We start from the raw sequence: 25,057 nt of genomic DNA, 5'->3' as shown, positions 1-25,057 counted from the left end.
CCCAACGCCTTATTCCTTCCCGGACCGCCATTCCTTCCACATCAGATAGGTGTTCGCCCCAAGCGAGGCAAAGGGTTCCGGCGGCAGCCTCGGCGGCTCCGGCTGGGCCAGAAAATGGTTGGCAATCTCCGATCCGCCCTGCAGCAGCAGTTCAGCCGCCCCCATCCCCTGCTGGGTGCCGCGGGCAATGCCAAGGCCGTTCTGGCAGCAGGCGGAAAAGACACCCTGTTCCAGCTCGCCGAACGCCGCAGACCCGTTGCGGCTAAGGCACAGCATCCCGGCCCAGCGGTGCTCCATCTGCACATCCCCCAGATGCGGGAAGCGTTCGCGGAACTTGCGGTCATGCACCCAGCCGGCATTGCGCAGGCGCATCCGGCTGGTCTCAATCGTGGGGTGAAAACTGGCGCAGGTGCGGATCAGGATCCGGTCGCCGTATGAGCCGGAAATCCGCCGCACCGAGGTGCCGACCGGGTCCGATGGCGTCACCGACCAGCGCGCTTCGCCGCCCAGCCGGGCGATTTGTTCCGGTGTCAGGCGTTTGGTCATCGAGGCATAAAGGCAGATATGCATCAGGCGGCGCTGGTAAAAGCCGAAGCTTTCCAGATGGCCGTTGTTGGCCAGGATAATCCTGCCGGTGCTGATGCGGCCCTTGGGGGTGGAAACCAGCCAGCCTCTGCCCTGTTTTTCAAACCCTGTGGCGGGGGTGTTTTCAAAGACGCTGATTTGCCCGGCCAGATGTGCCGACAAGGCCCTGATATAGCCCGCGGGCTGGATCATCACCGTACCCGGCGCATAAAGGCCGGAGGTGTAATGCGGGCTGCCTGTCAGCGCCTGCATTTCCGTTTGCGAGTAGAGCGTATGCGGCTCGCCCAGCCGCTCCAGATGGGCGGCAAAGTCGCGGTTGTGCCGATCGCCTGCACGGGTGGCGGCGGCGTTGATTTTACCGGCAGGATCAAAGATCTCCTGCGGCAGCGCACAGTCTTCGGCGATGCCCTTGGCAAACGCGATGGCCTGGCGGTTCAGGGCAATGGCGGCGCGGTCGGCCTCCAACGCGTCGCCGGCGTAATTATCCGAGGCCAGATCATGCGGCAGGTCGATCATAAAGCCGGAATTGCGCCCGGCTGAGCCTTCGGCGAATTGCCCGGCTTCCAGTACCGCGACCGTCAGGGACGGGTCCAGCTGATGCAGGCGCCGGGCCGCCGACAGCCCGGCAAATCCGCCGCCGATGATGGTCACATCGGCGGTCAGATCCTGGTCCAGCACCGGCAGCGGATCTTGCGGCGGCAGGATGGCATTCCATCCCGCCGCTGCGGTCTGCCGGGGCAGGCGTTTGGCGGTGTAGGTGCTCAATCCACGGCCTCATCTGCGTCGTCGGCCAGATCAATCCAGATGGTTTTCAGCTGGGTGTACTGGTCATGGGCATGGACCGAGTTGTCGCGGCCGCCAAAACCCGACTGCTTGTAGCCGCCAAATGGTGTGGAGATGTCACCCTCGCCAAAGCTGTTCACCGTCACCGTGCCCGCCCGGATAGCCCGCGCGCCGCGGATGGCGCGTTTGGCATTGGCGGTGAAGATCGACGCACAGAGGCCATAGTCGGTGTCATTGGCGATCCGGATAGCCTCGTCAAAGCCAGTGACTTCGATCACCGACAGGACGGGGCCGAAAATCTCTTCGCGCGCCAGCACCGCATCATTGCCGGGCACTTCAACCACCGTGGGTTCGACAAAGGCGCCATCATGCGATCTGCCGCCCAGAACCACGTTTTCCGCCTGCTCCAGATAGCCGCAGACCTTGTCGAAATGCGCGGGTGAGACCAGCGCGCCCATGCGGACCTCCGGGTCCAGCGGATCACCGATGTTCCATTGCTTGGCGTGATGCGCAATCCGCTCCAAAAGCTCGGCCTTCACGTCCTTATGCACGATCAGCCGCGAGGAGGCCGAGCAATTCTCGCCCATGTTCCAAAACGCGCCGTTCACCACATGGGCGGCAACCCGGTCCAGGTTTTCGGCGTCGTCCATCACGATGGCGGGGTTCTTGCCGCCCATCTCCAGCACCACTTCCTTGGCGTTGCTTTCGGCCGAATAAGACAGGAACCGCTTGCCGGTCACGGTGGAGCCGGTGAAGGACACCATGTCGATATCCATATGCCGCCCGATGGGCTCGCCCACGTCGGCGCCGCCGCCGGGAACAATGTTCAAGACACCGCGGGGCAGGCCGGCTTCCATCGCCAGTTCCGCCACCCTCAGGGCGGTCAGGGTGGTCTCCGCCGCAGGCTTCACCACAACCGAGCAGCCCGCCGCCAGCGCCGGGCCGATCTTCCACGCCAGCATCAAGAGCGGGAAATTCCACGGCAGCACCAGGCCGACCACGCCGATGGGTTCGCGCACCACCATGGCGATGTGATCATCCGAGGCAGGCGATACCTGATCATAGATCTTGTCGATCGCCTCGGCGTGCCATTTGATGCAGTGGATGGTCTCCGGCACATCAACGGTTTCGCAGTCATAGATGGTTTTGCCGCTGTCGATGCTTTCCATCACCGCCAGTTCACGCGCGTTGCGGGTCATCAGCTTGGCCAGCCGGATCAGCACGTCTTTGCGCTCAGACGGGTGCAGGCGGGACCAGCGCCCGTCGTCAAAGGCTTCGCGGGCCTTTTCAACCGCGAAATCAACATCCTCGGCGCCGCAGGCGGCAATATCGGCGAGTTTCACTCCAGTGGCCGGGTTCACCGTTTCAAAGGTGTTTCCCGAAGCTGCCGGGCGGAATTTACCGTCGATGAAGGCACCAGTGGGCAGGGCCAGCCCTGCGGCGATGGATGTGTATTCGTCCTGGGTCAGCAATGTCATGGCTCAGCCCTCCGCCTGAATGTCGGCAATTTTCTGTTTCAGCACGCGCACAACCTGTTCCAATGCGCGTTTGTCGTCCTTGTTCAGCCCTTTCAGCGGTGCGCGCATGGCACCGGCTGCGATGCCGTTCAGGGTGACGCCGTGTTTGATGGTCTGGATGAATTTTCCGCCCTGCTCCAGCACATGCATCAAGGGCATCATCGCCGACATGATGCGGCGGCCCTTGGTGTAATTGCCCTCCACCACGCAGGCGTTATACAGCGCCACATGTTCGGCCGGCAGGAAGTTCGATCCGCCGCAGACCCAGAAGGGCGCGCCCCAGGCAAAGAATTCCAGCGCCTGATCATCCATGCCGCAGCCCAGCTGGATATGCGGATAGTCGCGGGCCAGCAGGTGCACCCGGTTGATATCGCCCGAGCTTTCCTTGATGCCGCAGAAATTGCGGCTGCGCCCGACCCGGTCCAGGAACTCCTCGCCCATCATGGTGCCGGTGCGGTGCGGGTAATTGTACAGCATCACCGGCAGATCAGCAGCCTTGTCGATGGCCAGCGCATTCAGCGCATTTTCGCGGTCGGTCGGCACCGAATAGGGGGGCGAGGCCAAGAGGATACTGTCGGCGCCGATGTCGCGGGCACCCGCGGCCAGCGCCACGGAGTCGCCGGTCAGCATCGCGCCGGTGCCGACAACCAGCGGCAGCCGGCCCTTGAGCTGCTCATGGGTGAACTTTGCCAGCTCCAGCCGTTCCTCGACGGTCTGGGCATAGTTTTCACCGGTCGAGCCGCCGGAGATCAGGCCATGCACGCCGTTTTCAACCAGGTATTCGATCACCTCGGCCTGCGCGTCCCAATTGACGCTGCCGTCCTCGTGATAGGGCGTCACCACAGGGGTGTAGATCCCTTCAAAGCGGAATATTGGGGTCATTTTGTCCTCTATGCAGGGGTTTTGCGTGCGACCGTGCCCAGCGGCACGTCCAGCCCGGCGGGCATGACAAACAGTTCAATCCGGTCGCGTGACAGGTTCCAGTGATCAATCGCCAGCTGCGCCGCCGCCGCCTCGTCGCCCGTCTCGATCGCGGTGATGATGGCGTCATGCTGGGCGCTGGCTTCCGAGACGTTTTCGGCCATCTCGGGGCTTTGCGGCCGGTAAAAGGTCATCGAAATTCGGGCGTGGTCAATCAGCAGCCGCTGAAACGAGGGCAGCAGATAGATGTTGTCGGCCATCTCGCCGGTCACTTCGTGGAAACGGTTGTTGGCCATCGCCCGCTCGGCGCTGGAGCCGCTGCGCAGGGCGGCTTTGAAATCCTCCTGCGCGGCCTTCAGCACCTCGATCTGGGCGGGCGTTGCGTGTTTCGCCGCCAGTTGCAGCACCGCGCCATAGATCATCGGCGCCGCCAGGAAGAAATCGCGCAGGGTCATATGCGACATCTCGCTGACCCGGGCACCGCGGTTTTCGCGCAGATCCACATAGCCTTCGCCTGCCAGCTGGCGCAGCACTTCGCGCAAAGGCGTGCGCGACAGGCCGGTGTCTTCGGACAGTTTCGCCTCGTCCAGATCAGCGCCCGGGCGCAGCTCCAGCGTCATGATGGCCGCCTTGAGACGGTTGTGCAGCTCGGCCTTACGGGTCTTGGAGGCGTCTTTCATGGATCTCTCTCCTGCCGCTGTTGCGGGTGGGATTCGTCGGGTCGCAGTCTCTATGTCATGACTATATGCGTCCAGTACAGAAAAAATACATATTGTGTACACGGAAAAAATATGATGTGTGCAGTTTGCGGGCGCTTTGCGCAGTGCAGCAGCTTGCGGCGGACGGGGCAGGGGGCGTAGCCTGCCCGGACCGCAGGGCTGTGTTGCACAGGGCGGTCCCGCGCGGTTTTTGTCAGGCGGTCACACCATGTCCAACACCCAGCATTTCGCCTTTCTTCTGGTCGAGGAATTCTCGCATCTCGCCTTTTCCTGCGCGGTGGAGCCCTTGCGCATTGCCAATCTGGTCAGCGGGCAGGACTTGTATGACTGGTCGTTCGGATCAGAGAACGGCGAGACCGCGACCTGTTCCAATGGCTCGGTGACGCTGGTGCATTACGGCTTTGATGCGATCCCGAAATGCCGCCAGCTGTTTGCCCTGTCCGGCATCCATATGCGCAACCATGTGACCAAGCCGCTGCTGGCAGCGTTGCGGCGCGAACGGGCGCGCGGTACGCGGATCGGCGCCCTGTGTTCCGGCGCATGGGTGCTGGCCGAGGCCGGGTTTCTCAACGGCATGCAGGCGGCAATCCACTGGGAATACCATGACAGTTTCATGGAGGGCTTTCCGGAGGTGAACCTGGTGCGCAGCGTGTTTGTGGCCGATGAAAAGCACATGACCGCCTCGGGCGGCACCGCCACGGCGGATTTGATGCTGCATCTGATTGAGCGCGATCACGGCTATGATCTGGCCGTCGCGGTGGCGGACCAGATGGTTTACAACGCGGTGCGCAATGCAACTGCCGAGCAGAAGGTTTCGCTGCAATCGCGCAACGGCATGCGCAACCGGCATCTGGCGCGGGCGATCCAGATGATGCACGACCATATCAGCGATCCCATCTCGCCTGCGCTGATTGCCGAGGATATCGGCATCTCTACCCGCCAGCTGGAGCGGCTGTTCGGCAAATACCTGAACACCTCGCCCAAGAAATATTCAATGGAGATGCGGTTGGAGCGCGCCCGCAATCTGCTGATCCAGACTGAGTCTTCGGTGACCGAGGTGGCGCTGTCCTGCGGATTTGACAGCCCCGGCCATTTCTCAAGGGTGTACAAGGCTGCCTTTAACGTGACGCCAATGCTGCAACGGGGCCGGATCGACTAGGCGCGCCGGAACACCGCGCGCGTCCGCAAATTCCGTGCTGGTAATCAAAGGCGTATTTCCCATATTGAAATGAAACCCTCTCATCCCAGCCGCATGCCAGGAGCCGCAGATGTCCCGCCGCCATTACAGCCTGCCGCCGCTGACCACCCTGGCCGCGTTTGAGGCCGCCGCCCGCCATCTCAGCTTCAAGAACGCCGCGCAGGAGCTGTCCGTTACCCCCGGCGCCGTCAGCCATCAGGTCAAGGCGCTGGAGGCCGAGCTGCAGGTGCCGCTGTTTCAGCGCAAGCACCGCGGAGTCGAGCTGACCGAGGAAGGCGAGGCGTTGTTTGATACGCTGGCGACCTCGTTTTCAAAAATCTCGCTTAGCCTGAAAACCATCCGCGACCGCCATACCGGCGACACCGTGACCATCGGTTCCACCTCTGCGGTGGCCTCATTGTGGCTGTCGCCGTCGGTGGTGCGGTTCTGGCGCCGGCACCCGGATGTGAACGTCAACCAGATCGTCAACGACCGGCCCTTGCGCAGTATGCCCGACGTGGATTTCTACATCCGCTACGGGCGCGAGCGCGACACCAGGCTGCAACAGACCGAGTTGTACCGCGACCACCTGGTGCCGGTGGGCAACCGGGAATTGGCTGAAAAGCTGACCGGCTGCCCGCTGGAGGAGCTGGCGCAGCAGCGGCTGCTGCATCTGGAATCCGACGACAAAAGCTGGACCACCTGGGCCGACTGGTTCCAGCAGCAGGGCTATGACGGCCCCATCGCGCCAGGGGTGCGGGTCAACAACTACTCGGTTGCGCTGCAGGCCGCGCAGGACGGAACCGGGCTGGCGCTGGGGTGGCAGCGCCTGCTGAACCCCTTGCTGACCACGGGCCAACTGGTGCCGATCGGCCCGCATGTGCTGGCCGCCCCGCACGGGTTCCACCTGGTGGGCCGCCCGGATGCGGAAATGTCGGAATCCGCCCGGTTGCTTCGCAATTGGGTGATTGACGAGCTGAGTCACGCCTCAGATGAATTCAGCTAAGGTCAGCGCGAAGTTTTCTGATATTGAGTGATTCCGCTCTCTCCTTTCAATGGCGCACAACGCGCACATCTTTATTCAGGTTTGGAGAGACCCAGATGAACAAGCATGACACGCTTGCCCCGGTGATGGCTCCGGTCAACGTGGCCAACGGCCTGCCGAACGCCCATTACATCGACCCCGCCGTCTTTGCCGAAGAGAAACGCTCGGTGCTGTTTGCCAATTGGTCCGGCATCGGCTTTGGCAAGGATGTGCCGGAACCGGGCTATGCCAAACCGGTGGATTTCCTCGGGATGCCGCTGTTGATCGTGCGCGACAATGATGGCGAAGTCGGCGTGTTTCAGAACACCTGCCGCCACCGTGGAATGATCCTGGTTGAAAAACCCGGCAAGATCCGCGGCGCCATCCGCTGCCCCTATCACAGCTGGTGCTATGGCCTGAACGGCCGCCTGGTCTCAACCCCGCATGTGGGCGGCCCCGGCAACAACAAACATGAAGATATCAAGCTGGACGAGCTGGGCCTGGTCCGCATCCGTTCCTATGTCTGGCGCGACGTGATCTTTGCCAATGTCGACGGCAACGCGCCCGCGTTTGAGGACGCCCACGCTGGCCTTCTGGAACGCTGGAAGGAATTTGAGACCCCGGTGCATCACGGCGGCGAAACCTCGGGCTTTCAGCTGGAGGTCAAAACCAACTGGAAACTGGCGGTTGAGAACTACTGCGAAAGCTATCACCTGCCCTGGGTGCATCCGGGGCTGAACAGCTATTCCCGGCTGGAAGACCATTACAACATCGAGGTTCCGGGCCATTATTCCGGCCAGGGCACCCTGGTCTACCGCCAGATGAAGGGCGATGACGGCAAGATGTTCCCGGATTTCGAGGGGCTGAGCAGCAAGTGGGATGAGGGCGGCGAATATGTGGCCGTCTACCCGAACGTGCTGCTGGGTGTGCAGCGCGACCATGCCTTTGCGATCATCCTTGAGCCGGTCGACACCGAAAACACCGTTGAACACATCGAGCTCTATTACGCCAAATCCGCCGACGACACGCCGGACCTGGAACAGCTGCGCGATGAGAACGCCAAACTGTGGAAGACCGTGTTCGAGGAAGACGTCTTTGTCGTCGAGGGCATGCAGAAGGGCCGCCACGGCGAGCTGTTCGACGGCGGCCGTTTCTCGCCTGCGATGGACGGGCCGACCCATAACTTCCACGCCTGGGTGGCCGATCAGGTGACCAAGGGCCGCGCGGCATGAGTTCTTTCCTGCAAGACGGTCTGGCCAGGAATTTCCTGGCCGGAGCCTGGGCTGAGGGCGATGGCGGCAAACGCATCGCCGTTGAGGACCCTGGCAACGGCAGCCATGTGGCGGATTGCGCGCTGGCGGGCGAGGAAAGCCTGGCCCGCGCGCTGGAAGCCGCCCGCGCCAGTTTTGATCGCGGCGATCTAGCGGCCATGAAGCCCGCAAAACGCGGCCAGCTGATGCAGCGCATTGCAGCGGAAATCCGCGGCATCGCGGATGAGGGCGCAGAGCTTTTGTGCCGCGAAAGCGGCAAGAGCCTCAGCGCGGCGCATGACGAATTCGAAGAAGCCGCGCAGTATTTCGAATATTACGGCGGCATGGCCGACAAGATCGAAGGCAAGTCTATCCCGCTTGGCCCGGATTACGCTGACTTTACGGTCTATGAGCCTTATGGCGTCTCTGCCCAGATCGTGCCGTGGAACTTCCCGGTGTCGATTGCCGCACGCTCGCTGGCGCCTGCGATGGCGGCGGGCAACTCGGTGATCATCAAATCGCCGGAGCTGGACCCGATGGCGCTGGCGATGTTGGGCGTCGCATTGGAACGCGCTGACGTCCCCGCTGGGGCAGTCTCGATTCTGAACGGCATCGGTGCAGACCTTGGCGCGCGGCTGGTGGAAAGCAGCCAAATCGACCAGATCGTCTTTACCGGCTCGGTGCCGACCGGCCAGGCGATCCTGCGCGCGGCGGCCAATCCGGTGACGCCCGCGCTGATGGAGCTGGGCGGCAAATCCGCGGCTGTGGCGTTTGAGGACACCAATCTGGACACGCTGATGTCCAGCTTGCAAAGCGGCATCTTCTATAACGCCGGTCAGGTGTGCTCGGCGATGTCTCGGGTGCTGGTGCACCGTTCGATCTATGACGAGGCGGTTGAGCGCGCCGCAGCGCTGGCAAATGGCCTCAGTGTTGGCCACGGACTGGAAAACCCCGGCCTCACCCCGGTGATCTCGGCGCGTCAGCTGGACGGCATCGAAACCCTGGTGGCCACCGCCCGCCAAAGCGGTGCGCGCGCGGCGTCCGGCGGCGCCCGGCTGGAACGCGACGGCTACTTTATGGCGCCGACCATTCTGGCGGATGTGGATCCCGCGTCCCGTGTCGCGCAGGAAGAGATCTTTGGCCCCGTCACCTGCTTCACCCCCTTCGACACCGAGGCCGAGGCGATCGCCATGGCCAACGGCACCGCGTTCGGGCTGGTGGCCGGCGTCTTTACCCGAGACCTCGCACGGGCGCACCGGGTCGCGAACCGCCTGCGCGCCGGGCAGGTGTTTGTGAACGAATGGTTCGCTGGCGGCATCTCAACCCCGTTCGGCGGCGTTGGCAAATCGGGCTTTGGCCGTGAAAAGGGATTGGAGGCGCTTTATAATTATGTGCGCACCAAGAACATCGCGATCTCGCTGAAGGGCTGAGGGATGGAGCGTGCAGATCTCGACCGCGCACTTTTGCAGGCGCATGAAGATAAGGACAATGCCGAGCTGGTGCGGCTCTATACGCTGGCCGGGGACAGGGCTGAGGAGGCCGGCAATATCGACGCCGCCTGCTTCTACCTGACCCACGCCTTTGTCTTTGCGCTGGAAGCGGGTCTGCCGGAAGCCAGGGAACTGAACCGCCGCCTGGCGGAGCGGGGCCGGGCGCATCCGCTGGATCTGTAACACAGGTTTCAGGGTGTTGTCCCCACGGGGACAGCAGCCTGTTTGGCCGGCAGGGGAGGGCCGGCCAGTTTTATTCAGGGAGAGACACTCATGATCCCCAGTAAAATGGCAGCCGTGCTGCTAACCGGCCACGGCGGCATCGAGAAACTGGACTACCGCACCGATGTGCCGGTGCCGCAGCCCAAGGCGGGCGAGGTGCTGATCCGCATCGCAGCAGCGGGCATCAACAACACCGATATCAACACCCGCATCGGCTGGTACTCCAAGGCGGTGGATGCGGACACCAATGCGGGCGGCGCCACCGGGTTTGACAGCGTCGATGACGATGACGCCAGCTGGTCCGGCAAGCCGCTGGAATTCCCGCGCATTCAGGGCGCGGATGCCTGCGGGCACATCGCGGCGGTGGGGGAGGGGGTCGACCCGTCCCGTATCGGCGAGCGGGTGCTGGTGCGCAACATGCTGCGTTCTTACGTCGATTACCGCCCTTATGAATGCTGGACCTTCGGCAGCGAATGCGACGGCGGTTTTGCCCAGTTCGCGGTCACCCCGGCGCGCGAGACCCATGCGGTGAACTGCAACTGGTCCGATGCCGAGCTGGCCTCGATCCCTTGCGCCTATTCGACGGCTGAGAACATGTTGCACCGGGTTGGCCTTGCCGCCGAAACCGTGCTGATCTCGGGCGCGTCGGGCGGAGTCGGCTCTGCCGCCGTGCAATTGGCCAAGCGTCGCGGCGCCACCGTGATCGCGCTGTCCTCTGCTGCGAAGGCGGAGGAGGTGCTGGCGCTTGGCGCCGATCGTGTGGTGGACCGCAACGCTGATCTGCGCACAGAGCTGGGCGAGGGATCCGTCGATGTGGTGGTCGATCTGGTCGCTGGCCCGCAATGGCCTGCGTTTATGGACGTTTTACGGCGTGGCGGGCGTTATGCCACCGCCGGCGCCATTGCGGGGCCGATTGCTGAGATCGACGTGCGCACGCTGTACCTGAAGGACCTGACCCTGATGGGCTGCACCTTTCAGGTGGATGAGGTGTTCGCCAATCTGATCTCATATATCGAGGCCGGGGAAATCCGCCCGCTGGTCGCCAAAACCTATCCGCTGGCTGAGATTGCAACCGCGCAGGAGGACTTCCTTAGCAAGAAACATACCGGCAAGCTGGTGCTGATGATCCCGGAGGCCGAGGCGTGAAGATCAAGAAAATCGAATTGTATCAGCTGGACCTGCCCTATTCCGGCGGCACCTACATGTTGTCGGGCGGTCGGGAGTACCGCAGTTTTGATGCCTCTTTTGTGCGGATCACCACCGACACCGGGCTGGAAGGCTGGGGCGAGAGCACGCCGTTCGGCGCCACCTATATCGCCGCGCACGCCTTGGGTGCGCGAGCGGGGATCGCCGAGATTGCGCCGTATCTGCTGGACCGCGATCCGCGGCAGATGGACCGCATCAACGATGCGATGGACGAGGCGCTGCTGGGCCACAATCACGCCAAATCGGCAATTGATCTGGCCTGCTGGGACCTGTTCGGCAAATCGGTGAACCTGCCGGTCTGCGAATTGCTGGGCGGCTCTACGGGCAAACGCCTGCCGGTGATCTCTTCGATCTATGCGGGCAGCCCTGAGGACATGCGCGCGCGCGTCGCGCAGCACCGCGAGATGGGCTATCTGGGGCATTCGGTCAAGGTCGGCGCGCTGGACAGCGAAGGCGGCCCGGCGCTGGACGCGGAGCGTATCCGCGCGTCCTTGGCGGACCGGCAGCCGGGGGAGTTCTTTCTGGTCGATGCCAATGGCGGGCTGACGCCGGAGACCGCCATGCGGATGCTGCGGTTGCTGCCCGAGGGGCTGGATTTTGTGCTGGAGGCGCCCTGCAAGACCTGGCGCGAGACGATGTCGCTGCGCAAGCGCTGCAGCGTGCCGATCATCCTGGATGAGCTGGTGCAGCAGGATGAGGACATCGCCCTGATGCTGGCCGAGGATGTGGCCGACGGCATCGGCCTCAAGATCTCCAAGGCCGGCGGGCTGACCCATGGGCGGCGGCACCGGGACATGTGCCTGGCTGCCGGTGCGACGGTCAGTGTGCAGGATACCGTCGGCTCTGCCGTGGCGTTTTCCGCCATTGCGCATCTGGGCGCCACGGTGCCGGAGCGGTCCCTGCGCTGCATTTTGGACTGCCGCGATATGGTGACGCTGAAAACCGCGGAATTCGACGCGCCTGTGCAGGACGGCGGCGTGCTGGTGCCGGATGCGCCGGGGCTTGGGATCATCGTTGACCGCGATCTGATGGGCGCGCCGCAGGCTGTCTGGGAAGCGTGAGATCAGCGCAAAATCCGCAGGCCTGTCGCGAATCACATGCGGGCTGCCGCAGGCGTTAGCGCCATCACATTGGACCGCCCCGGCAAGCGTTGCTTGGCCGGGGTGTTTTGTCCACAGGCAGGGCGTGCGATTGCCGCTTCCGGGTGGCGCATCTGACGTATTGGCAGGCTGCAGATGCGGCATTCTGGCTTAGAAGCTGCGATCACGGAGGAATCTGCCCGGCAAGCAGGGGGGCGGCCTTGCCATTCGGCGGCAAATTTGATTCGAGTGCGCCCGATCAAACAGGGCCGGACCCGGCTGGTGAAGAGTCAAAAGCGACCGCATCTTGCGTTTTCTTTGTCTCCGCCGCCGGAAACAGATAAGTACCGCCACGGGAATCGGCCTCACAAGGACGTAGCGCAAATATGAAGACATTTAACTTGAGGAAGGGGCTGGATCTGCCGGTGACAGGCGCGCCGGAACAGACCATTCACCCCGGCCCGGCCATCACTTCGGTGGCGGTTCTGGGCCCCGATTATCTGGGTTTGAAACCCCGCATGCTGGTGCAGGAAGGCGAGGAGGTCCAGCGCGGAACTCCGCTGTTCTGCCACAAGGATGCCGAAGCCGCGATGATGGTCGCGCCGATGACCGGCAAGGTCGTGGCGATCAACCGCGGTGCGCGCCGGGTGCTGGAAAGCGTGGTGATCGCGGTGTCCGATGCGGACGACAACGGCGTTGATTTCTCGGCCACCGGCAATGCCGATTCTGCCGAGGGGCTGACCGAAAAGCTGTGCGCGGCTGGTTTGTGGACCGCGTTCCGCACCCGTCCTTATTCCAAGATGCCGCAGCCGGGTTCCAAGCCGGGCGCGATCTTTGTGACTGCGATCGACAGCGAGCCGCTGGCGGCTGACGCTGCCGTGATCATCAATGATGCGGCTGAGGCATTTGCGGCAGGTCTGAAAGCGCTGACCCTGCTGACCGAGGGCACCACCTATTTGTGCCAGAAGGCTGGCGACAGCATTCCGGGCACCGATGTTGCCGGGGTTGAGGCGGCGGCTTTCTCCGGCCCGCACCCTGCAGGTCTTGCCGGGACCCATATTCATTTCCTGAAACCGCTGCGCGCCGAGGATCAGGTCTGGACGATTTCCTATCAGGATGTGATCGCCATCGGCCGCCTGCTGCTGACCGGCCATCTGGACCCTTCCATTGTTGTTGCGCTCGCCGGGCCTGCGGCGCGCGAGCCGCGTCTGGTCCGCACCGTGATGGGGGCCTCCACCGATGAGCTGACCCGCGGCGAGATTGCTGCGGACGGCCCGGTGCGGGTGATCTCCGGCTCGATCCTGTCGGGCCGTCAGGCTGCGGGTCCGTTTGCCTATCTGGGCCGGTTCGCCCGTCAGGTTGCCCTGATGGAAGAAGACCGCAAGCAGATCCCGCTGGGCTGGATCCGCCCCATGGGCGGCAAATACGCGGTGCAGCCGGTGCTGGGGTCCGCCCTGTCGCGCAAGCTGTTCAGCCTGACCAGCAATCTGAACGGCGGCCGCCGCGCGATGGTGCCCACCGGCACGTTCGAACAGCTGATGCCGCAGGACTATCTGCCGACACAGCTGTTGCGGGCATTGCTGGTGATGGACACCGACACCGCGCAGGCGCTGGGTGCGCTGGAGCTGGACGAAGAGGACATGGGCCTCGTCGGTTTTGCCTGCCCCGCCAAATATGAATACGGGCAAGCGCTGCGCGACTGCCTCGCCAAGATTGAAAAGGAGGGCTGAGCCGGATGGGATTGCGCAGCTTCTTTGACAGGATCGAGCCGCACTTTGAAAAGGGCGGCAAATACGAGAAACTCTTCCCCGTCTATGAGATGGTGGAGAGCTTTCTTTACACCCCCAAGACTGTGACCACCGCAGCGCCGCATGCGCGTTCATACGTCGATATGAAGCGGATCATGACCTATGTGGTGATCGCGACCATCCCCTGCATTCTGTGGGGTATGTGGAACACCGGCTATCAGGCGAACGCGGCGATTGCCGGGCTTGGCGCTGATGCTGCGACCGGCTGGCGCATTGCCATTCTGCAGATGTTCGGCATTTCGCTGGATGCGGCGAACCCGATGGCCAATATCGCGCACGGGTTCCTGTATTTCCTGCCGATCTATCTGGTGACGCTGATTGCCGGCGGCATTTTCGAGGTGATCTTTGCCACCGTGCGCGGCCACGAGGTGAACGAGGGCTTCCTTGTGACTTCGATGCTTTACACGCTGATCATGCCGGCCTCGGCGCCGCTGTGGCAGGTGGCATTGGGCATTATCTTTGGCGTGGTGATCGGTAAGGAAGTTTTTGGCGGCACCGGCAAGAACTTCCTGAACCCCGCATTGACCGGCAGGGCGTTCCTGTATTTCGCCTATCCGGCGAACATGTCGGGCGACAGTGTCTGGACCCCGGTTGACGGGTTTTCCGGCGCCACCGCGCTGGGTGTGACAGCCGCCGACGGTGTGCAGGCGCTGGCTGCCAAGGGCATCGAATGGTCGGACGCCTTCATTGGCACCATTCAGGGCAGTTTTGGCGAGACCTCGACCGTGGCCTGCGCGATTGGTCTGGCCTTCCTGCTGTTCACCAAGATCGCCAACTGGCGCCTGATCGCGGGCTGTTTGGGCGGGATGATTGCGTTCTCGCTGCTGCTGAACCTGATCGGCTCCGACACCAACCCGATGTTTGCAATGCCGTGGTACTGGCACCTGGTGCTGGGCGGCTATGCGTTCGGTCTGGTGTTCATGGTCACGGAACCGGTATCCGCATCGCACACCAACGCGGGCCGCTATATCTATGGTGCCCTCATCGGTGTGATGGTTGTGCTGATCCGGGTGCTGAACCCGGCCTTCCCCGAAGGCATGATGCTGGCGATCCTGTTCGGCAACGTCTTTGCACCGCTGATCGACTACTTCGTCGTGCAGGCCAACATCAAACGGAGGGCGCGCCGCCATGGCTGATACCCAAAGCAAGGGCCTGATCGGCCGCTTCCTTGCCGCATCGCCGGATTCGGTTGGCAAGACCGTGTTCATTGCTGTCGCCGTCTGTCTGGTGGCCTCGATGATCGTGTCCTCCGCCGCTGTCAGCTTGCGCCCGGTGCAGGAAACCAACCGCAAACGCGACAAGCAGCTGAACGTGCTGCAGGTGGCGGGATTGTATGAGCCGGGCACAGATGTCGCCGAAGCCTTTGCCGCGTTTGAACCGCAGGTGCTGGATCTGCAGACCGGTGAATTCACCGATCAGTTCGACGCCGCCAGCTTTGACGGTCTGGCCGCCGCGCAGGACCCGGAGCTGAGCCGCGCGCTGGACAATGATCCGGCCGGCATCGGCCGCCAGTCGCGCTACAAGACCGTTTACCTGCTGCGCGACGAAGCCGGTGATCTGGACAAGGTGATCCTGCCGATCCACGGCTATGGCCTGTGGTCGACCCTCTATGGCTTTATCGCGGTTGAGGAGAACGGCAACGACATCTTTGGTCTGCAGTTCTACCAGCACGGTGAAACCCCCGGCCTGGGCGCCGAGGTGGACAACCCGCGCTGGAAATCCCTGTGGAGCGGCAAGAAGCTGCATGATGCTGATGGCGAATTGCAGATCACCGTTGCCAAGGCGCAAGGCCCGGCCGGGCCGGAGCACCATATTGATGCACTGGCCGGTGCGACGCTGACCTCTGTCGGTGTCGACAACCTGGTGAAATTCTGGATGGGCGAGGAGGGTTACGCGCCCTTCCTGACCGCCCTGCAAGCGGGAGACTTCTGATGTCGCAGACCAAGAAGGAAATGCTGGTCGACCCGCTGGTCGACAACAACCCGATCACGCTGCAGGTTCTGGGCATCTGCTCGGCGCTGGCGGTGACATCGTCGCTGCAGGTGGCCTTTGTGATGACCCTGGCGGTGACATTTGTGACCGCGTTCTCGTCAATGTTCATTTCGGTCCTGCGCAACCAGATCCCCGGCTCGATCCGGATCATCGTGCAGATGGTGATCATTGCATCCCTGGTGATCCTGGTGGATCAGGTGCTGAAGGCCTATGCGTTCGAGATCTCAAAAACCCTGTCGGTCTTTGTTGGCCTGATCATCACCAACTGTATCGTGATGGGCCGCGCCGAAGCGTTTGCGATGAAGAACCCGCCGGTCGCGTCCTTTATCGACGGCATCGGCAACGGTCTGGGCTATGGGTTGATCCTGATGCTGGTCGGCGTGATCCGAGAGCTGTTCGGCTCCGGCTCGCTGTTCGGCATCACCATTCTGGAGACCGTGAACAACGGCGGCTGGTATGTGCCCAACGGCCTGCTGCTGCTGCCGCCCTCGGCGTTCTTTGTCATCGGCTTGCTGATCTGGGGCTTCCGCACCTGGAAACCGAACCAGGTGGAAGAGCGTGAATATAAAATCCAATCCGTGGAGGCGCACTGATGGAAGGGCTGATTTCACTCGCCGTCAAGGCCATCTTTGTTGAAAACCTGGCGCTGTCCTTCTTCCTGGGCATGTGTACCTTCATTGCGGTGTCGAAAAAGATCTCGACCGCGCTGGGGCTGGGGATTTCGGTCATGGTGGTGCAGGCCATCACCGTGCCGGCCAACAACCTGCTGCTGACCTACCTGTTGAAACCCGGCGCGCTGGCCTGGGCCGGATTCCCGGATGTGGATCTGACCTTTCTTGGTCTGATTTCGTACATCGGGGTGATTGCGGCGATGGTGCAGATCCTGGAGATGATCCTGGATAAGTATTTCCCGCCGCTCTACAACGCGCTGGGGATCTTCCTGCCGCTGATCACGGTGAACTGCGCCATTCTGGGCGGTTCGCTGTTCATGGTGGAACGCGATTACAATTTTGCCGAAGCAACCACCTATGGCCTGTCTTCCGGCTTTGGCTGGGCGCTGGCGATCACCGCGATGGCCGGTGTGCGCGAGAAGCTGAAGTATTCCGACGTGCCGGACGGTCTGCAGGGCCTTGGCATCACCTTTATCACCGCGGGACTGATGGCGATGGCCTTTATGTCCTTCAGCGGCGTCAAACTGTAAGGAGAGCGCGGAAACATGGAAACTTTCACGCTCGGCGTAGCCCTTTTCACGGTGATCGTGCTGGCGCTGGTGACCATCATCCTGGTCGCCCGTTCCCGCCTGGTCTCAACCGGCAACGTCAATATCACCATCAACGGTGAAAAAACCATCTCGGTGCCTGCGGGCGGCAAGCTGCTGCAAACGCTGGCGGCGGAAAAACTGTTCGTCCCCTCCGCCTGCGGCGGCGGCGGCACCTGTGCCCAGTGCCGGGTGCGGGTGCATTCGGGCGGCGGGTCGATCCTACCGACCGAGGAAAGCCATATCACCAAGCGCGAAGCGGGCTGCGGCGACCGCCTGTCCTGCCAGGTTGCGGTCAAGCAGGACATGGAAGTCGAAGTCCCCGAGGAAGTCTTTGGCGTCAAGAAATGGCGCTGCAAGGTGCGCTCGAACGACAACGTGGCGACCTTTATCAAGGCGCTGGTGCTGGAACTGCCCGAAGGCGAGGATGTGAATTTCCGCGCCGGCGGCTACATCCAGATCGAGGCACCCGCGCACCAGCTGGCTTATACCGATTTCGACATCCAGGAAGAATACCGCGAGGACTGGGACCGTTTCAATCTGTGGCAGTATAAGTCCCAGGTGAACGAACCGGTTGAACGCGCCTATTCAATGGCGAACTACCCGGACGAAAAGGGCATTATCATGCTGAACGTCCGTGTCGCCTCGCCGCCTCCGGGCTCCGAGGGCATTCCTGCGGGCATGATGTCGTCCTACATCTTTAACCTGAAGCCGGGTGATGAAGTCACTATTTCCGGTCCGTTCGGCGAATTCTTTGCCCGCGACACCCAAAAGGAAATGGTGTTCATCGGCGGCGGTGCCGGCATGGCGCCGATGCGCAGCCACATCTTCGACCAGCTGAAGCGGCTGCAAAACCGCGACCGCAAGATCAGCTTCTGGTACGGTGCGCGTTCCAAGAAAGAGATGTTCTTTGTCGAGGATTTCGACAGCCTGGCCGAGGAGTTCGACAACTTTGACTGGCATGTGGCGCTGTCGGATGCCCAGCCCGAGGACGATTGGAAAGGCTATACCGGCTTTATCCATAACGTTCTGTTCGAGGAATACCTCAAGAACCATCCGGCGCCGGAAGACTGCGAATTCTACATGTGCGGCCCGCCGATCATGAACCAGTCGGTTATCAACATGCTGCTGGATCTGGGTGTGGACCGTGAGGACATCATGCTGGACGACTTCGGCGGCTAAGCCGGAACGCAGCGCGGAAAATCAAAAGCCCCGGATGTTTTCATCCGGGGCTTTCTTTGTTCCAGCGCCTGGCGGCGTTTACTGTGCTCTCATCTCGGTGCTGATGCGGATGGTGATCGGCCCGGTGGAAAAGCCGCCGACGCCGAAGGCCTGATGGTCGATGGTGGTGCTGGCCTTAAACGCAGCCCAGTCGCCCTGGTAATATTCAATCGCGCCGCCCAGCGGATGCGGGCCGAAGTGGGTCATGGTGGTTTCCAGCACAACCGGCTTGGTGGTGCCATGGATGGTCAGGTCGCCGGTGACATTGGCCGTGTTTTCGCCGGTCTTTTCAACGCTGGTGCTGACAAAGGTGATTTCGGGATAGGTCGCAACCTCCAGAAAATCGGCGCTGGAGATGTGATCGTCCAGCGGGCCAAAGCCGGTGGCCAAGCTGTCTGTCTTGATGGTGACATTCAACGATGCGGCTTCGGGGTTTTCGGGGTCGATTTCCAGCGTGCCCTCGGCTTGGGTGAACTCGCCGGACTGGACCGAAACGCCGGCGTGGCTCCAGCTGAACTGAACTTCGCTGTGGCCCTGATCGGTTTTATACGTGGCAGCAAAAGCGGCGGGCGCGGCCAGCAGTGCGGCGGCGGCAAGCGGTGCAATCTTGATCAGCATGACGGTATCCCTGTTTGGATTTGCCCTTGGGGCGGTATTGAATTGCGGGGTTCAATCCTGGCGCGGAACCCCGTATAGATGTTATGGCATCTATTCCGCCGCATCCGCATGCAAAAATGCCTGCCGCGTGCTTCGTTCACCAATTCGTGATTGCCTATGACGCCGAGCAAACGGGAAACCGAGATATGGATCCTGCTGAACCGGGCCTGCCGGCAGACCCATCGGGATATTGAAACGGAACTGCGCGAGGCGGGGCTGCCCGGCATGCGCTGGTACGACGTGCTGTGGGGGATCGAATTGGCGGGGGACGGCGGGGTGCGTGCTTTTGAGCTGACCAGGAACCTGCTGTTTGAGCAATCGAACCTGTCGCGCATCCTGGCTCAGATGGCAAAGCAGGGTCTGGTGCGCGAAGCGGTCTATGAACACGACCGGCGCGGCAAGGTGCTGCACCTGACCGCGGCTGGCGCAGCGCTGCGCCTGCGGATGTGGGGGATCTACGGTCCGGCAATCAAACGCAGCATGGCGGCGCTGGCCGAAGCAGAAGATGTTCAGTCGTTCCTGACCATTCTGCAGGAAACAGGCGGCGGGCCGTTTCCGTGACCCGCCGCCGTCAAAAACCTTAGCCGACGATCATCTGTTTCATCCGCAGGGTTTCATATTCCAGCTCTTTCAGGCGGAAATTCACCACGTCGCCCACGGTGATCATGCCGGCCAGCTTTCCGTCCTTCAGAACTGGCATGTGGCGGAAGCGGCCTTCGCTCATGGTTTTCAGCACGTCATGCAGATAGTCATCGGGGGTGCAGGATTTGACGGCTGTGGTCATCAGCGCCGAAACTTCCTGCGGCAGGGTGTGGCCGGGCGTTTCCGCCATCCGCCGCACGATGTCGCGTTCCGACAGGATGCCCTGCAGGTCGCCGTTCTGATCGGTCACCACTAGCGCGCCGATGTGTTTTTCCTTCAGCACATCCACCACATGGCCGATGGTATCATTGGGGCGCACCGCAAAGATGGCATCGCCCTTGCCCTCCAGCAGCTTGGCCACTGTTGTCTGCGAATGCGACAGGTTTGACTCGGCGGACTGGCTGTAACTGTGCTTGTCCTCCTTGTCGCCCCGCATCGGAGCTTGGTATGAGGTCGGTGCCATTGCGCGGGTCTCCTCCTATCCTGGATCAGGTGATATGCTCATCTTAACGCGGGATTACGATCCGGGAAGGGGCGAAATGACGCGAGCGCTAACATAGGCCGGAAAACAACATGTTCGACACCCTTTATCTGACCCCCGTGACCGGTGCGCTGACCGTGTTCCTGGTGGTGGTCTGCGGCCATATGTACCGGCAGACCTGGAAGAGCGAAGCGCCGAACGGCCGGCTGCGGGCCTGGCTGTTCGGGGTGCCTGCCGCCTTGGGCCTGCTGGCGCTGGCTTTTGTGCCGCTGAAGTTCTGATCCTTGGTGCGCCAAATTTGACTCTGGCGCAGGGCGGGGGCATAGCAGCGCCAGTTTTGCCGCCGGAGATGTACCAATGCCCAGAAGGTTTTTGTTTGCCCTGATCCTGCCCGCGGTGCTGGCGGTGTCCGGCTGCTGGTTCGAAAGCGCGCCGCAAGAGGTGCGGCTGTCGGGTGAAACCATGGGCACCACTTACAGCGTGATAGCGATTGGCGAGGATCTGGACGCCGAGGCGCTGGGGTCCGCGGTGGAGGGCACCCTGGCGGCAGTCAATGCCAAGATGTCGAACTGGGATCCGGCCTCGGAGGTCTCCACCTTCTCAGCCGAGCGCAGCACTGCGCCGGTGCGGGTGTCGCCGGAGTTTGCCCATGTGCTGGCTGCGGCCAATGATGTGCATGAAAAGACAGGCGGCAAGTTTGACGTGACCCTGGGGCCGCTGATCGAGCTGTGGGGCTTCGGCCCGCGCCAGCCCGAGGATCCGGTGCCGTCCGATGCCGCTATTGCCAAGGCGCTGGAAAATGTGGGACAGGCCCGGCTGCTGGTGCTGGATGCCGCGGCGGGCACGCTGAAGAAATCGGCGCCGGGCACCGGCATCAACCTGTCCGCCATCGCCAAGGGCTATGGCGTTGATGCGGTGGCCGGGGCGCTGCAGGGGTTCGGTATCGAGCACTACATGGTGGAAATCGGCGGCGATCTGGTGACCAAGGGCGAAAACGCCAAGGGCGAGGCCTGGCGCATCGGCATCGAAAAACCCGATGCGGCGGCGCAGACGGTGCAACTGATAGTGCCGGTCAGCAATCTGGGCCTGGCGACATCCGGTGATTACCGGAATTACTTTGAGCATGAGGGCTCGCGCTATTCCCATATCCTGGATCCGGTGGCGGGTCGGCCGGTGACGCACAGCACCACTTCTGTCACGGTGATTGCGGAAAACGCGATGCTGGCGGATGCCTGGGCCACCGCGATGCTGGTTTTGGGCCGCGAAAACGGGCTTAAGCTTGCCCAAGAGCATAAACTTGCCGTGTTTTTCATTGATCGGGACGTGCAAGCCGGTGCGGATGCCTATATGACCACTGCCAGCAGCGCATTCGAGGCGCTGACCGGAAACTGAAGCCGCGCACCAAGCCATCCTGCGAGGGACCACACATGAGCACCTTTCTTCTGGCCTTCATCCTGCTGCTGATCGTCACCCTGGGCATGTCGCTGGGCGTGATCCTGATGGGCAAGAAGATCAAGGGCAGCTGCGGCGGGCTGAATGCGATCTCGGGCGCCGACAAATGCGTGGTCTGCTCGAAGGACATCGACCCCGACAGCCCGCTGCGCGACAAGCTGCAGTGCAAGCGCGCGCGCCGGATGGTCGAACAGATGCAGCAGGAACAGGCCTGAGACCGCTCGGGACCTATCCCGCGCTGAACCTGTCCTGCACCGGAACAAGACGCCTGAACTTACTCAGCCTTTGCTGACAAAGCTGCTGCTGCGCTGGCCGGGGTTTGATCCGGTGCCCAGCCTTTGCCCAGTGAAATCTGCAGGCCGGCCCAGGCCAGCGCCAGGTCACGGCGGGCGGAGATCAGGTTCAGCTCATTGTCGCGCAGTGCTTCTTCGGTGTTGAGCAGGTCGAACAAGGTGATTTCGCTGGCGGTGAAGGTTTCGCGCGCCAGATCGGCAACTTTGGTGCCCAGATTGACGGCGCGGACCTGCGCCGCGGTGCGCTGGCGGGCGGCGCGCAGCGTGCTTTGCTGGGACTGGACTTCTTCAACGGCGCCGCGCACGGCTGCGCGGTAATCGTACTCCGTCGCTTTGGCCTCGGCGATGGCCCGTTTGTGGAAGGCACGCAGCACAGGACGGTTGAACAGCGGGAAATTCAGGCTCGGACCGATGGAGTAGAGATCGGGCACATGCCGGACCGCCTGCACCGAGCCGGTAATTTCCAGCGACGGGTAGAGTTCCGCCTCGGTGACGCCGATATCGGCGGTGGCGCTGCGCAGCTGGGCCTCGGCCAGCAGGATGTCAGGGCGGTTGCGCAGCAGGGTGGCGGGCACGCCCAGTTCCGGCTTGGTCGCCGGGTAGGGCTGGCTGTAGCTGCCCTTCATCATCGCAAAAACTTCGGACGCGTCGCGGTCCAGCAAGGTGGCCAGGGCAAACACCGAGGATTCATAGCTGGCAATAAAGCCGGGCAGGTCCGCCTTGGCACTGGCGACCTGCAGTTTGGTGCGTTCCACATCCAGCGCCAGCACAGCGCGGGCTTCCTGCAGTTCAACCACGGTTCCCAGGATTTGTTCGCGCAGGCGGATCGTCTTGCGGGTGACAGCTGCGCCGCGCTGGAAAAAGCGGGCCTGGATATAGGTGCGGGTGATCGCGTCGGTGATCGCCAGCCGGGTGGTGGCCATCTGGTAAAACTGCGCGTCCCGGTCGGCAACGGCGCGTTCAGAGCGGCGCTCGAATTCGCCGAACAGGTCAAAGACGTAGGTTGCGCCAACCTCGGCAACATCCTGGCTGGAGGAATTGTTCTGGGATTCGCGGCGCGAAAAGATCGAACTGCCTTCCAGGCTGCCGCTGACCTGCTGCGGCCGGCCGCTGCCGCGGCGCAGGGCTTCGGCGGCTTTCAGGCGTTCGCGGGCGGCCTTGATGCCAAGGTTTTGCGCCAGGCCTGCGTCAACCATGCGGTTCAGCGTGGCATCGTTCAGCCCCTGCCACCAGGTCTCAGCCGCGCCCTGCGCGGTCGCATAGCTGCGGGATTGGTAATAGGCCGCCGGCACCGCAAAGTCCGGGCGCTGGTAGTCAACGCCAACAACGGTGCAGCTGCACAGGATGGTCCCGGCCAGCAGCACACAACGGGCTGTCCACTTGGATCTGCTCATGACTTGCCTCTAGACGCCCGGTCTTTTTGGTGCGGGCTTTTGAAAAACCTAAACCGGGCAGCGCGGGCCGCGAACAGATTCCTGCCGCAATCGGCGTCTTTGTCGGGCACTGATGCGCGCAACCCACAACCCGGGGACTGCGCAAAATGATGCCGTCTTGCCGTTTTTGCTGTGCCGGCGCGGCGCCAGGCCGGTCATTCTCCGGTGTCAGCACGCGCAGCCCGGGAGGGCTGGAAGAGTTTACAGCAGGGCTGTCCCTGCGCTTGACGGCGGCAGGGCCCCCGTCCACTGTTTCTGAAACGGCTGAGGTGCGTCCGGTGCCGGCGCATCGGCCCCGGCTCCTTGAGCTTCTGAACCGAAATCACCACGCAAAAGTGAGACTGATCTGATGGACCTGCAAAAATTCTATATCGGCGGCGCCTGGGTGACACCGCATTCCAGCCGCGAATTCCCGGTTCTGAACCCCGCGACCGAGGGCCGGATCGGGACAATAATCCTGGGCGACGAAGTGGATGTGAACGCCGCGGTGGCGGCGGCCAAAGCGGCGTTTGAGAGTTTCTCCCGCACTTCGCGCGATGAGCGGATCGCGCTTTTGGAGCGGTTGCTGGAGATCAGCAACGCGCGCCGCGAGGAGATGGCGCAGGCATTGAGCGCGGAAATGGGCGCGCCGATCTCGATGGCGCGCGACGCCCAGGCGGATGCGGGCATTGGCCATTTGGAGGGGATTCTTGAGGCGCTGAAAACCCAGGAGCTGCGCGAAACCCTGACCAACGGCGACATTCTGGTGCGCGAGCCGATTGGCGTTTGCGGGTTGATCACGCCGTGGAACTGGCCGGTGAACCAGATCGCACTGAAGGTGCTGCCGGCGCTTGCGACCGGGTCCACCTGCGTGCTGAAACCGTCAGAGCACACGCCGATGTCGGCAGCGGTCTATGCGCAGATGATCCATGATGCGGGCTATCCCGCCGGTGTGTTCAACCTGATCCATGGCGACGGGCCAACCGTGGGTGCGGGGCTGTCGCGGCACAGGGACGTGGACATGATGTCCTTTACCGGTTCGACCCGGGCGGGCGTTGCGGTGGCCAAGGATTCCGCGGATACGGTCAAACGGGTGACGCTGGAACTGGGGGGCAAGTCCCCGAACCTGGTGTTCGCCGATGCCGATCTGCCGGAGAAGGTAACGGCCTCGGTGCTGGAGTGCATGTATAACACCGGCCAAAGCTGTGACGCGCCGACCCGGATGCTGGTGGAGCGCAGCTGCTACGATCAAGTGCTGGAGATTGCCAAGGCGGCAGCTGAGGGCCAAGCGGTTGGTGATCCTGCGCATGAGGGCGGCCACATCGGCCCGATGTTCGACCGCATCCAGTTCGACCGGGTACAGTCGATGATCCAAACGGGCATTGACGAAGGCGCCACGGTACTGGCGGGCGGACTGGGCCGTCCCGAAGGGCTGGACAAGGGCTGGTACGTGCGCCCGACGGTTTTTGCCGATGTGACCAACGGGATGGCGATCGCGCAGCAAGAGATCTTTGGCCCGGTCCTGGTGATCATCCCGTTTGAGGATGAAGAAGACGCCATCCGCATCGCCAACGACACGCCTTATGGCCTGGCGGCCTATTTGCAGACCGGCAACCCGGAACGCGCGGAACGTGTCGCCGCCCGCCTGCGGGCAGGTGCCGTGCATATCAACGGCGGCGGCTTCAACTACGGCTCGCCTTTTGGCGGCTACAAACAGTCCGGCAACGGCCGCGAAGGCGGCATGCTGGGGCTGGAGGATTATCAGGAAGTCAAAACCCTGCACTTCGGCTAAGTCATTTCCCCTTCCGGCGGAATTCGCTGCCGGGAGGGGAAGGCTGCTGCCTGTGGGTTTTGCGGCGCAATCAGAC

At 62.5% G+C, this 25,057-nt stretch carries 25 protein-coding genes; 18 read left to right on the top strand and 7 right to left on the bottom strand.

What is annotated here, in order from left to right; genetic code table 11:
* Positions 1-9 precede the first annotated feature (9 nt).
* The 4 genes from L1069_RS11220 to L1069_RS11205 are packed head-to-tail and all read right to left on the bottom strand — an operon-like array spanning position 10 to position 4,486.
* On the bottom strand, positions 10-1,350 hold the full coding sequence (locus tag L1069_RS11220) for an FAD-binding oxidoreductase (RefSeq protein ID WP_237455723.1): 1,341 nt from the start codon (positions 1,348-1,350) through the stop codon (positions 10-12).
* Positions 1,347-2,846 (bottom strand): aldehyde dehydrogenase, encoded by a 1,500-nt coding sequence (locus L1069_RS11215; RefSeq protein ID WP_237455722.1) that lies wholly within the window; start codon positions 2,844-2,846, stop codon positions 1,347-1,349. The genes L1069_RS11220 and L1069_RS11215 overlap by 4 nt, the downstream gene beginning before the upstream one ends.
* A gap of 3 nt (positions 2,847-2,849) precedes the next feature.
* Positions 2,850-3,767 carry a dihydrodipicolinate synthase family protein gene (locus tag L1069_RS11210; protein ID WP_129373080.1) on the bottom strand — a complete coding sequence of 306 codons (918 nt, stop codon included), beginning with the start codon at positions 3,765-3,767 and terminating at the stop codon, positions 2,850-2,852.
* A gap of 8 nt (positions 3,768-3,775) precedes the next feature.
* Entirely contained in the window at positions 3,776-4,486 is a 711-nt protein-coding gene (locus tag L1069_RS11205) for a GntR family transcriptional regulator (protein WP_237455721.1), read from the bottom strand.
* A 247-nt stretch (positions 4,487-4,733) separates the two neighbouring features.
* Between L1069_RS11205 and L1069_RS11200 the strand changes: the two genes are divergently transcribed.
* From L1069_RS11200 to nqrF, 13 genes are all read left to right on the top strand, one after another.
* Positions 4,734-5,684, top strand: a complete 951-nt coding sequence (locus L1069_RS11200; RefSeq protein ID WP_129373078.1) for a GlxA family transcriptional regulator — start codon at positions 4,734-4,736, stop codon at positions 5,682-5,684.
* 109 nt (positions 5,685-5,793) lie between these two features.
* Positions 5,794-6,708 carry a LysR substrate-binding domain-containing protein gene (locus tag L1069_RS11195; RefSeq protein WP_237455720.1) on the top strand — a complete coding sequence of 305 codons (915 nt, stop codon included), beginning with the start codon at positions 5,794-5,796 and terminating at the stop codon, positions 6,706-6,708.
* 95 nt (positions 6,709-6,803) lie between these two features.
* The gene (locus L1069_RS11190; RefSeq protein WP_237455719.1) at positions 6,804-7,958 is read left to right on the top strand and encodes an aromatic ring-hydroxylating dioxygenase subunit alpha; all 1,155 of its coding nucleotides are present in this window, start codon (positions 6,804-6,806) and stop codon (positions 7,956-7,958) included.
* On the top strand, positions 7,955-9,406 hold the full coding sequence (locus L1069_RS11185) for an aldehyde dehydrogenase family protein (RefSeq protein WP_237455718.1): 1,452 nt from the start codon (positions 7,955-7,957) through the stop codon (positions 9,404-9,406). Before L1069_RS11190 ends, L1069_RS11185 begins: the two co-directional genes overlap by 4 nt.
* Before the next feature lie 3 nt (positions 9,407-9,409).
* Positions 9,410-9,649: a hypothetical protein gene (locus L1069_RS11180; protein ID WP_129373074.1), complete on the top strand. Its 240-nt coding sequence runs from the start codon at positions 9,410-9,412 to the stop codon at positions 9,647-9,649.
* A gap of 90 nt (positions 9,650-9,739) precedes the next feature.
* Positions 9,740-10,834, top strand: a complete 1,095-nt coding sequence (locus L1069_RS11175) for an alcohol dehydrogenase family protein (RefSeq protein ID WP_237455717.1) — start codon at positions 9,740-9,742, stop codon at positions 10,832-10,834.
* Positions 10,831-11,955, top strand: coding sequence for a mandelate racemase/muconate lactonizing enzyme family protein (locus L1069_RS11170; RefSeq protein ID WP_237455716.1), 1,125 nt, complete (start codon positions 10,831-10,833; stop codon positions 11,953-11,955). The genes L1069_RS11175 and L1069_RS11170 overlap by 4 nt, the downstream gene beginning before the upstream one ends.
* Before the next feature lie 404 nt (positions 11,956-12,359).
* The gene (locus L1069_RS11165; protein WP_237455715.1) at positions 12,360-13,703 is read left to right on the top strand and encodes a Na(+)-translocating NADH-quinone reductase subunit A; all 1,344 of its coding nucleotides are present in this window, start codon (positions 12,360-12,362) and stop codon (positions 13,701-13,703) included.
* Between the two features lie 5 nt (positions 13,704-13,708).
* A complete protein-coding gene (locus tag L1069_RS11160; protein WP_129373070.1) occupies positions 13,709-14,917 on the top strand; it encodes an NADH:ubiquinone reductase (Na(+)-transporting) subunit B in 1,209 nt (402 codons plus the stop codon).
* The gene (locus tag L1069_RS11155) at positions 14,910-15,713 is read left to right on the top strand and encodes a Na(+)-translocating NADH-quinone reductase subunit C (protein ID WP_237455714.1); all 804 of its coding nucleotides are present in this window, start codon (positions 14,910-14,912) and stop codon (positions 15,711-15,713) included. Before L1069_RS11160 ends, L1069_RS11155 begins: the two co-directional genes overlap by 8 nt.
* Positions 15,713-16,366, top strand: coding sequence for an NADH:ubiquinone reductase (Na(+)-transporting) subunit D (locus tag L1069_RS11150; RefSeq protein WP_134831521.1), 654 nt, complete (start codon positions 15,713-15,715; stop codon positions 16,364-16,366). Before L1069_RS11155 ends, L1069_RS11150 begins: the two co-directional genes overlap by 1 nt.
* Positions 16,366-16,974 (top strand): NADH:ubiquinone reductase (Na(+)-transporting) subunit E, encoded by a 609-nt coding sequence (gene nqrE / locus L1069_RS11145; RefSeq protein WP_058284773.1) that lies wholly within the window; start codon positions 16,366-16,368, stop codon positions 16,972-16,974. The genes L1069_RS11150 and nqrE overlap by 1 nt, the downstream gene beginning before the upstream one ends.
* A 15-nt stretch (positions 16,975-16,989) precedes the next feature.
* Positions 16,990-18,213: an NADH:ubiquinone reductase (Na(+)-transporting) subunit F gene (gene nqrF, locus L1069_RS11140; protein WP_129373067.1), complete on the top strand. Its 1,224-nt coding sequence runs from the start codon at positions 16,990-16,992 to the stop codon at positions 18,211-18,213.
* 78 nt (positions 18,214-18,291) lie between these two features.
* On the opposite strand, the gene L1069_RS11135 is transcribed toward nqrF, so the two are convergent.
* Positions 18,292-18,870 (bottom strand): YceI family protein, encoded by a 579-nt coding sequence (locus L1069_RS11135; RefSeq protein ID WP_237455713.1) that lies wholly within the window; start codon positions 18,868-18,870, stop codon positions 18,292-18,294.
* Positions 18,871-19,026: 156 nt separating this feature from the next.
* On the opposite strand from L1069_RS11135, the gene L1069_RS11130 reads away from it, so the two are divergent.
* A complete protein-coding gene (locus L1069_RS11130) occupies positions 19,027-19,470 on the top strand; it encodes a MarR family winged helix-turn-helix transcriptional regulator (RefSeq protein WP_129373065.1) in 444 nt (147 codons plus the stop codon).
* Positions 19,471-19,489: 19 nt separating this feature from the next.
* Here L1069_RS11130 and L1069_RS11125 read toward each other — a convergent pair whose 3' ends face one another.
* Positions 19,490-20,014: a CBS domain-containing protein gene (locus L1069_RS11125; protein WP_134831523.1), complete on the bottom strand. Its 525-nt coding sequence runs from the start codon at positions 20,012-20,014 to the stop codon at positions 19,490-19,492.
* Positions 20,015-20,124: 110 nt separating this feature from the next.
* Here L1069_RS11125 and L1069_RS11120 point away from each other — a divergent pair, with 110 nt between their 5' ends.
* From L1069_RS11120 to nqrM, 3 genes are all read left to right on the top strand, one after another.
* Positions 20,125-20,313, top strand: coding sequence for a hypothetical protein (locus L1069_RS11120; RefSeq protein WP_129373063.1), 189 nt, complete (start codon positions 20,125-20,127; stop codon positions 20,311-20,313).
* A 76-nt stretch (positions 20,314-20,389) separates the two neighbouring features.
* Complete coding sequence (locus tag L1069_RS11115) at positions 20,390-21,424, top strand: FAD:protein FMN transferase (protein WP_237455712.1); 1,035 nt, start codon at positions 20,390-20,392, stop codon at positions 21,422-21,424.
* Between the two features lie 35 nt (positions 21,425-21,459).
* Entirely contained in the window at positions 21,460-21,699 is a 240-nt protein-coding gene (gene nqrM, locus L1069_RS11110) for a (Na+)-NQR maturation NqrM (protein ID WP_129373061.1), read from the top strand.
* Positions 21,700-21,758: 59 nt separating this feature from the next.
* On the opposite strand, the gene L1069_RS11105 is transcribed toward nqrM, so the two are convergent.
* The gene (locus L1069_RS11105) at positions 21,759-23,171 is read right to left on the bottom strand and encodes an efflux transporter outer membrane subunit (protein ID WP_237455711.1); all 1,413 of its coding nucleotides are present in this window, start codon (positions 23,169-23,171) and stop codon (positions 21,759-21,761) included.
* 388 nt (positions 23,172-23,559) lie between these two features.
* Between L1069_RS11105 and L1069_RS11100 the strand changes: the two genes are divergently transcribed.
* Positions 23,560-24,981 (top strand): aldehyde dehydrogenase family protein, encoded by a 1,422-nt coding sequence (locus L1069_RS11100; RefSeq protein WP_237455710.1) that lies wholly within the window; start codon positions 23,560-23,562, stop codon positions 24,979-24,981.
* The last annotated feature ends 76 nt before the right edge of the window (positions 24,982-25,057 follow it).

This window comes from Leisingera sp. MMG026 (assembly GCF_021654205.1).
Taxonomy (GTDB): Bacteria; Pseudomonadota; Alphaproteobacteria; order Rhodobacterales; family Rhodobacteraceae; genus Leisingera.
This window is presented reverse-complemented; position numbering and strand designations above follow the sequence as displayed.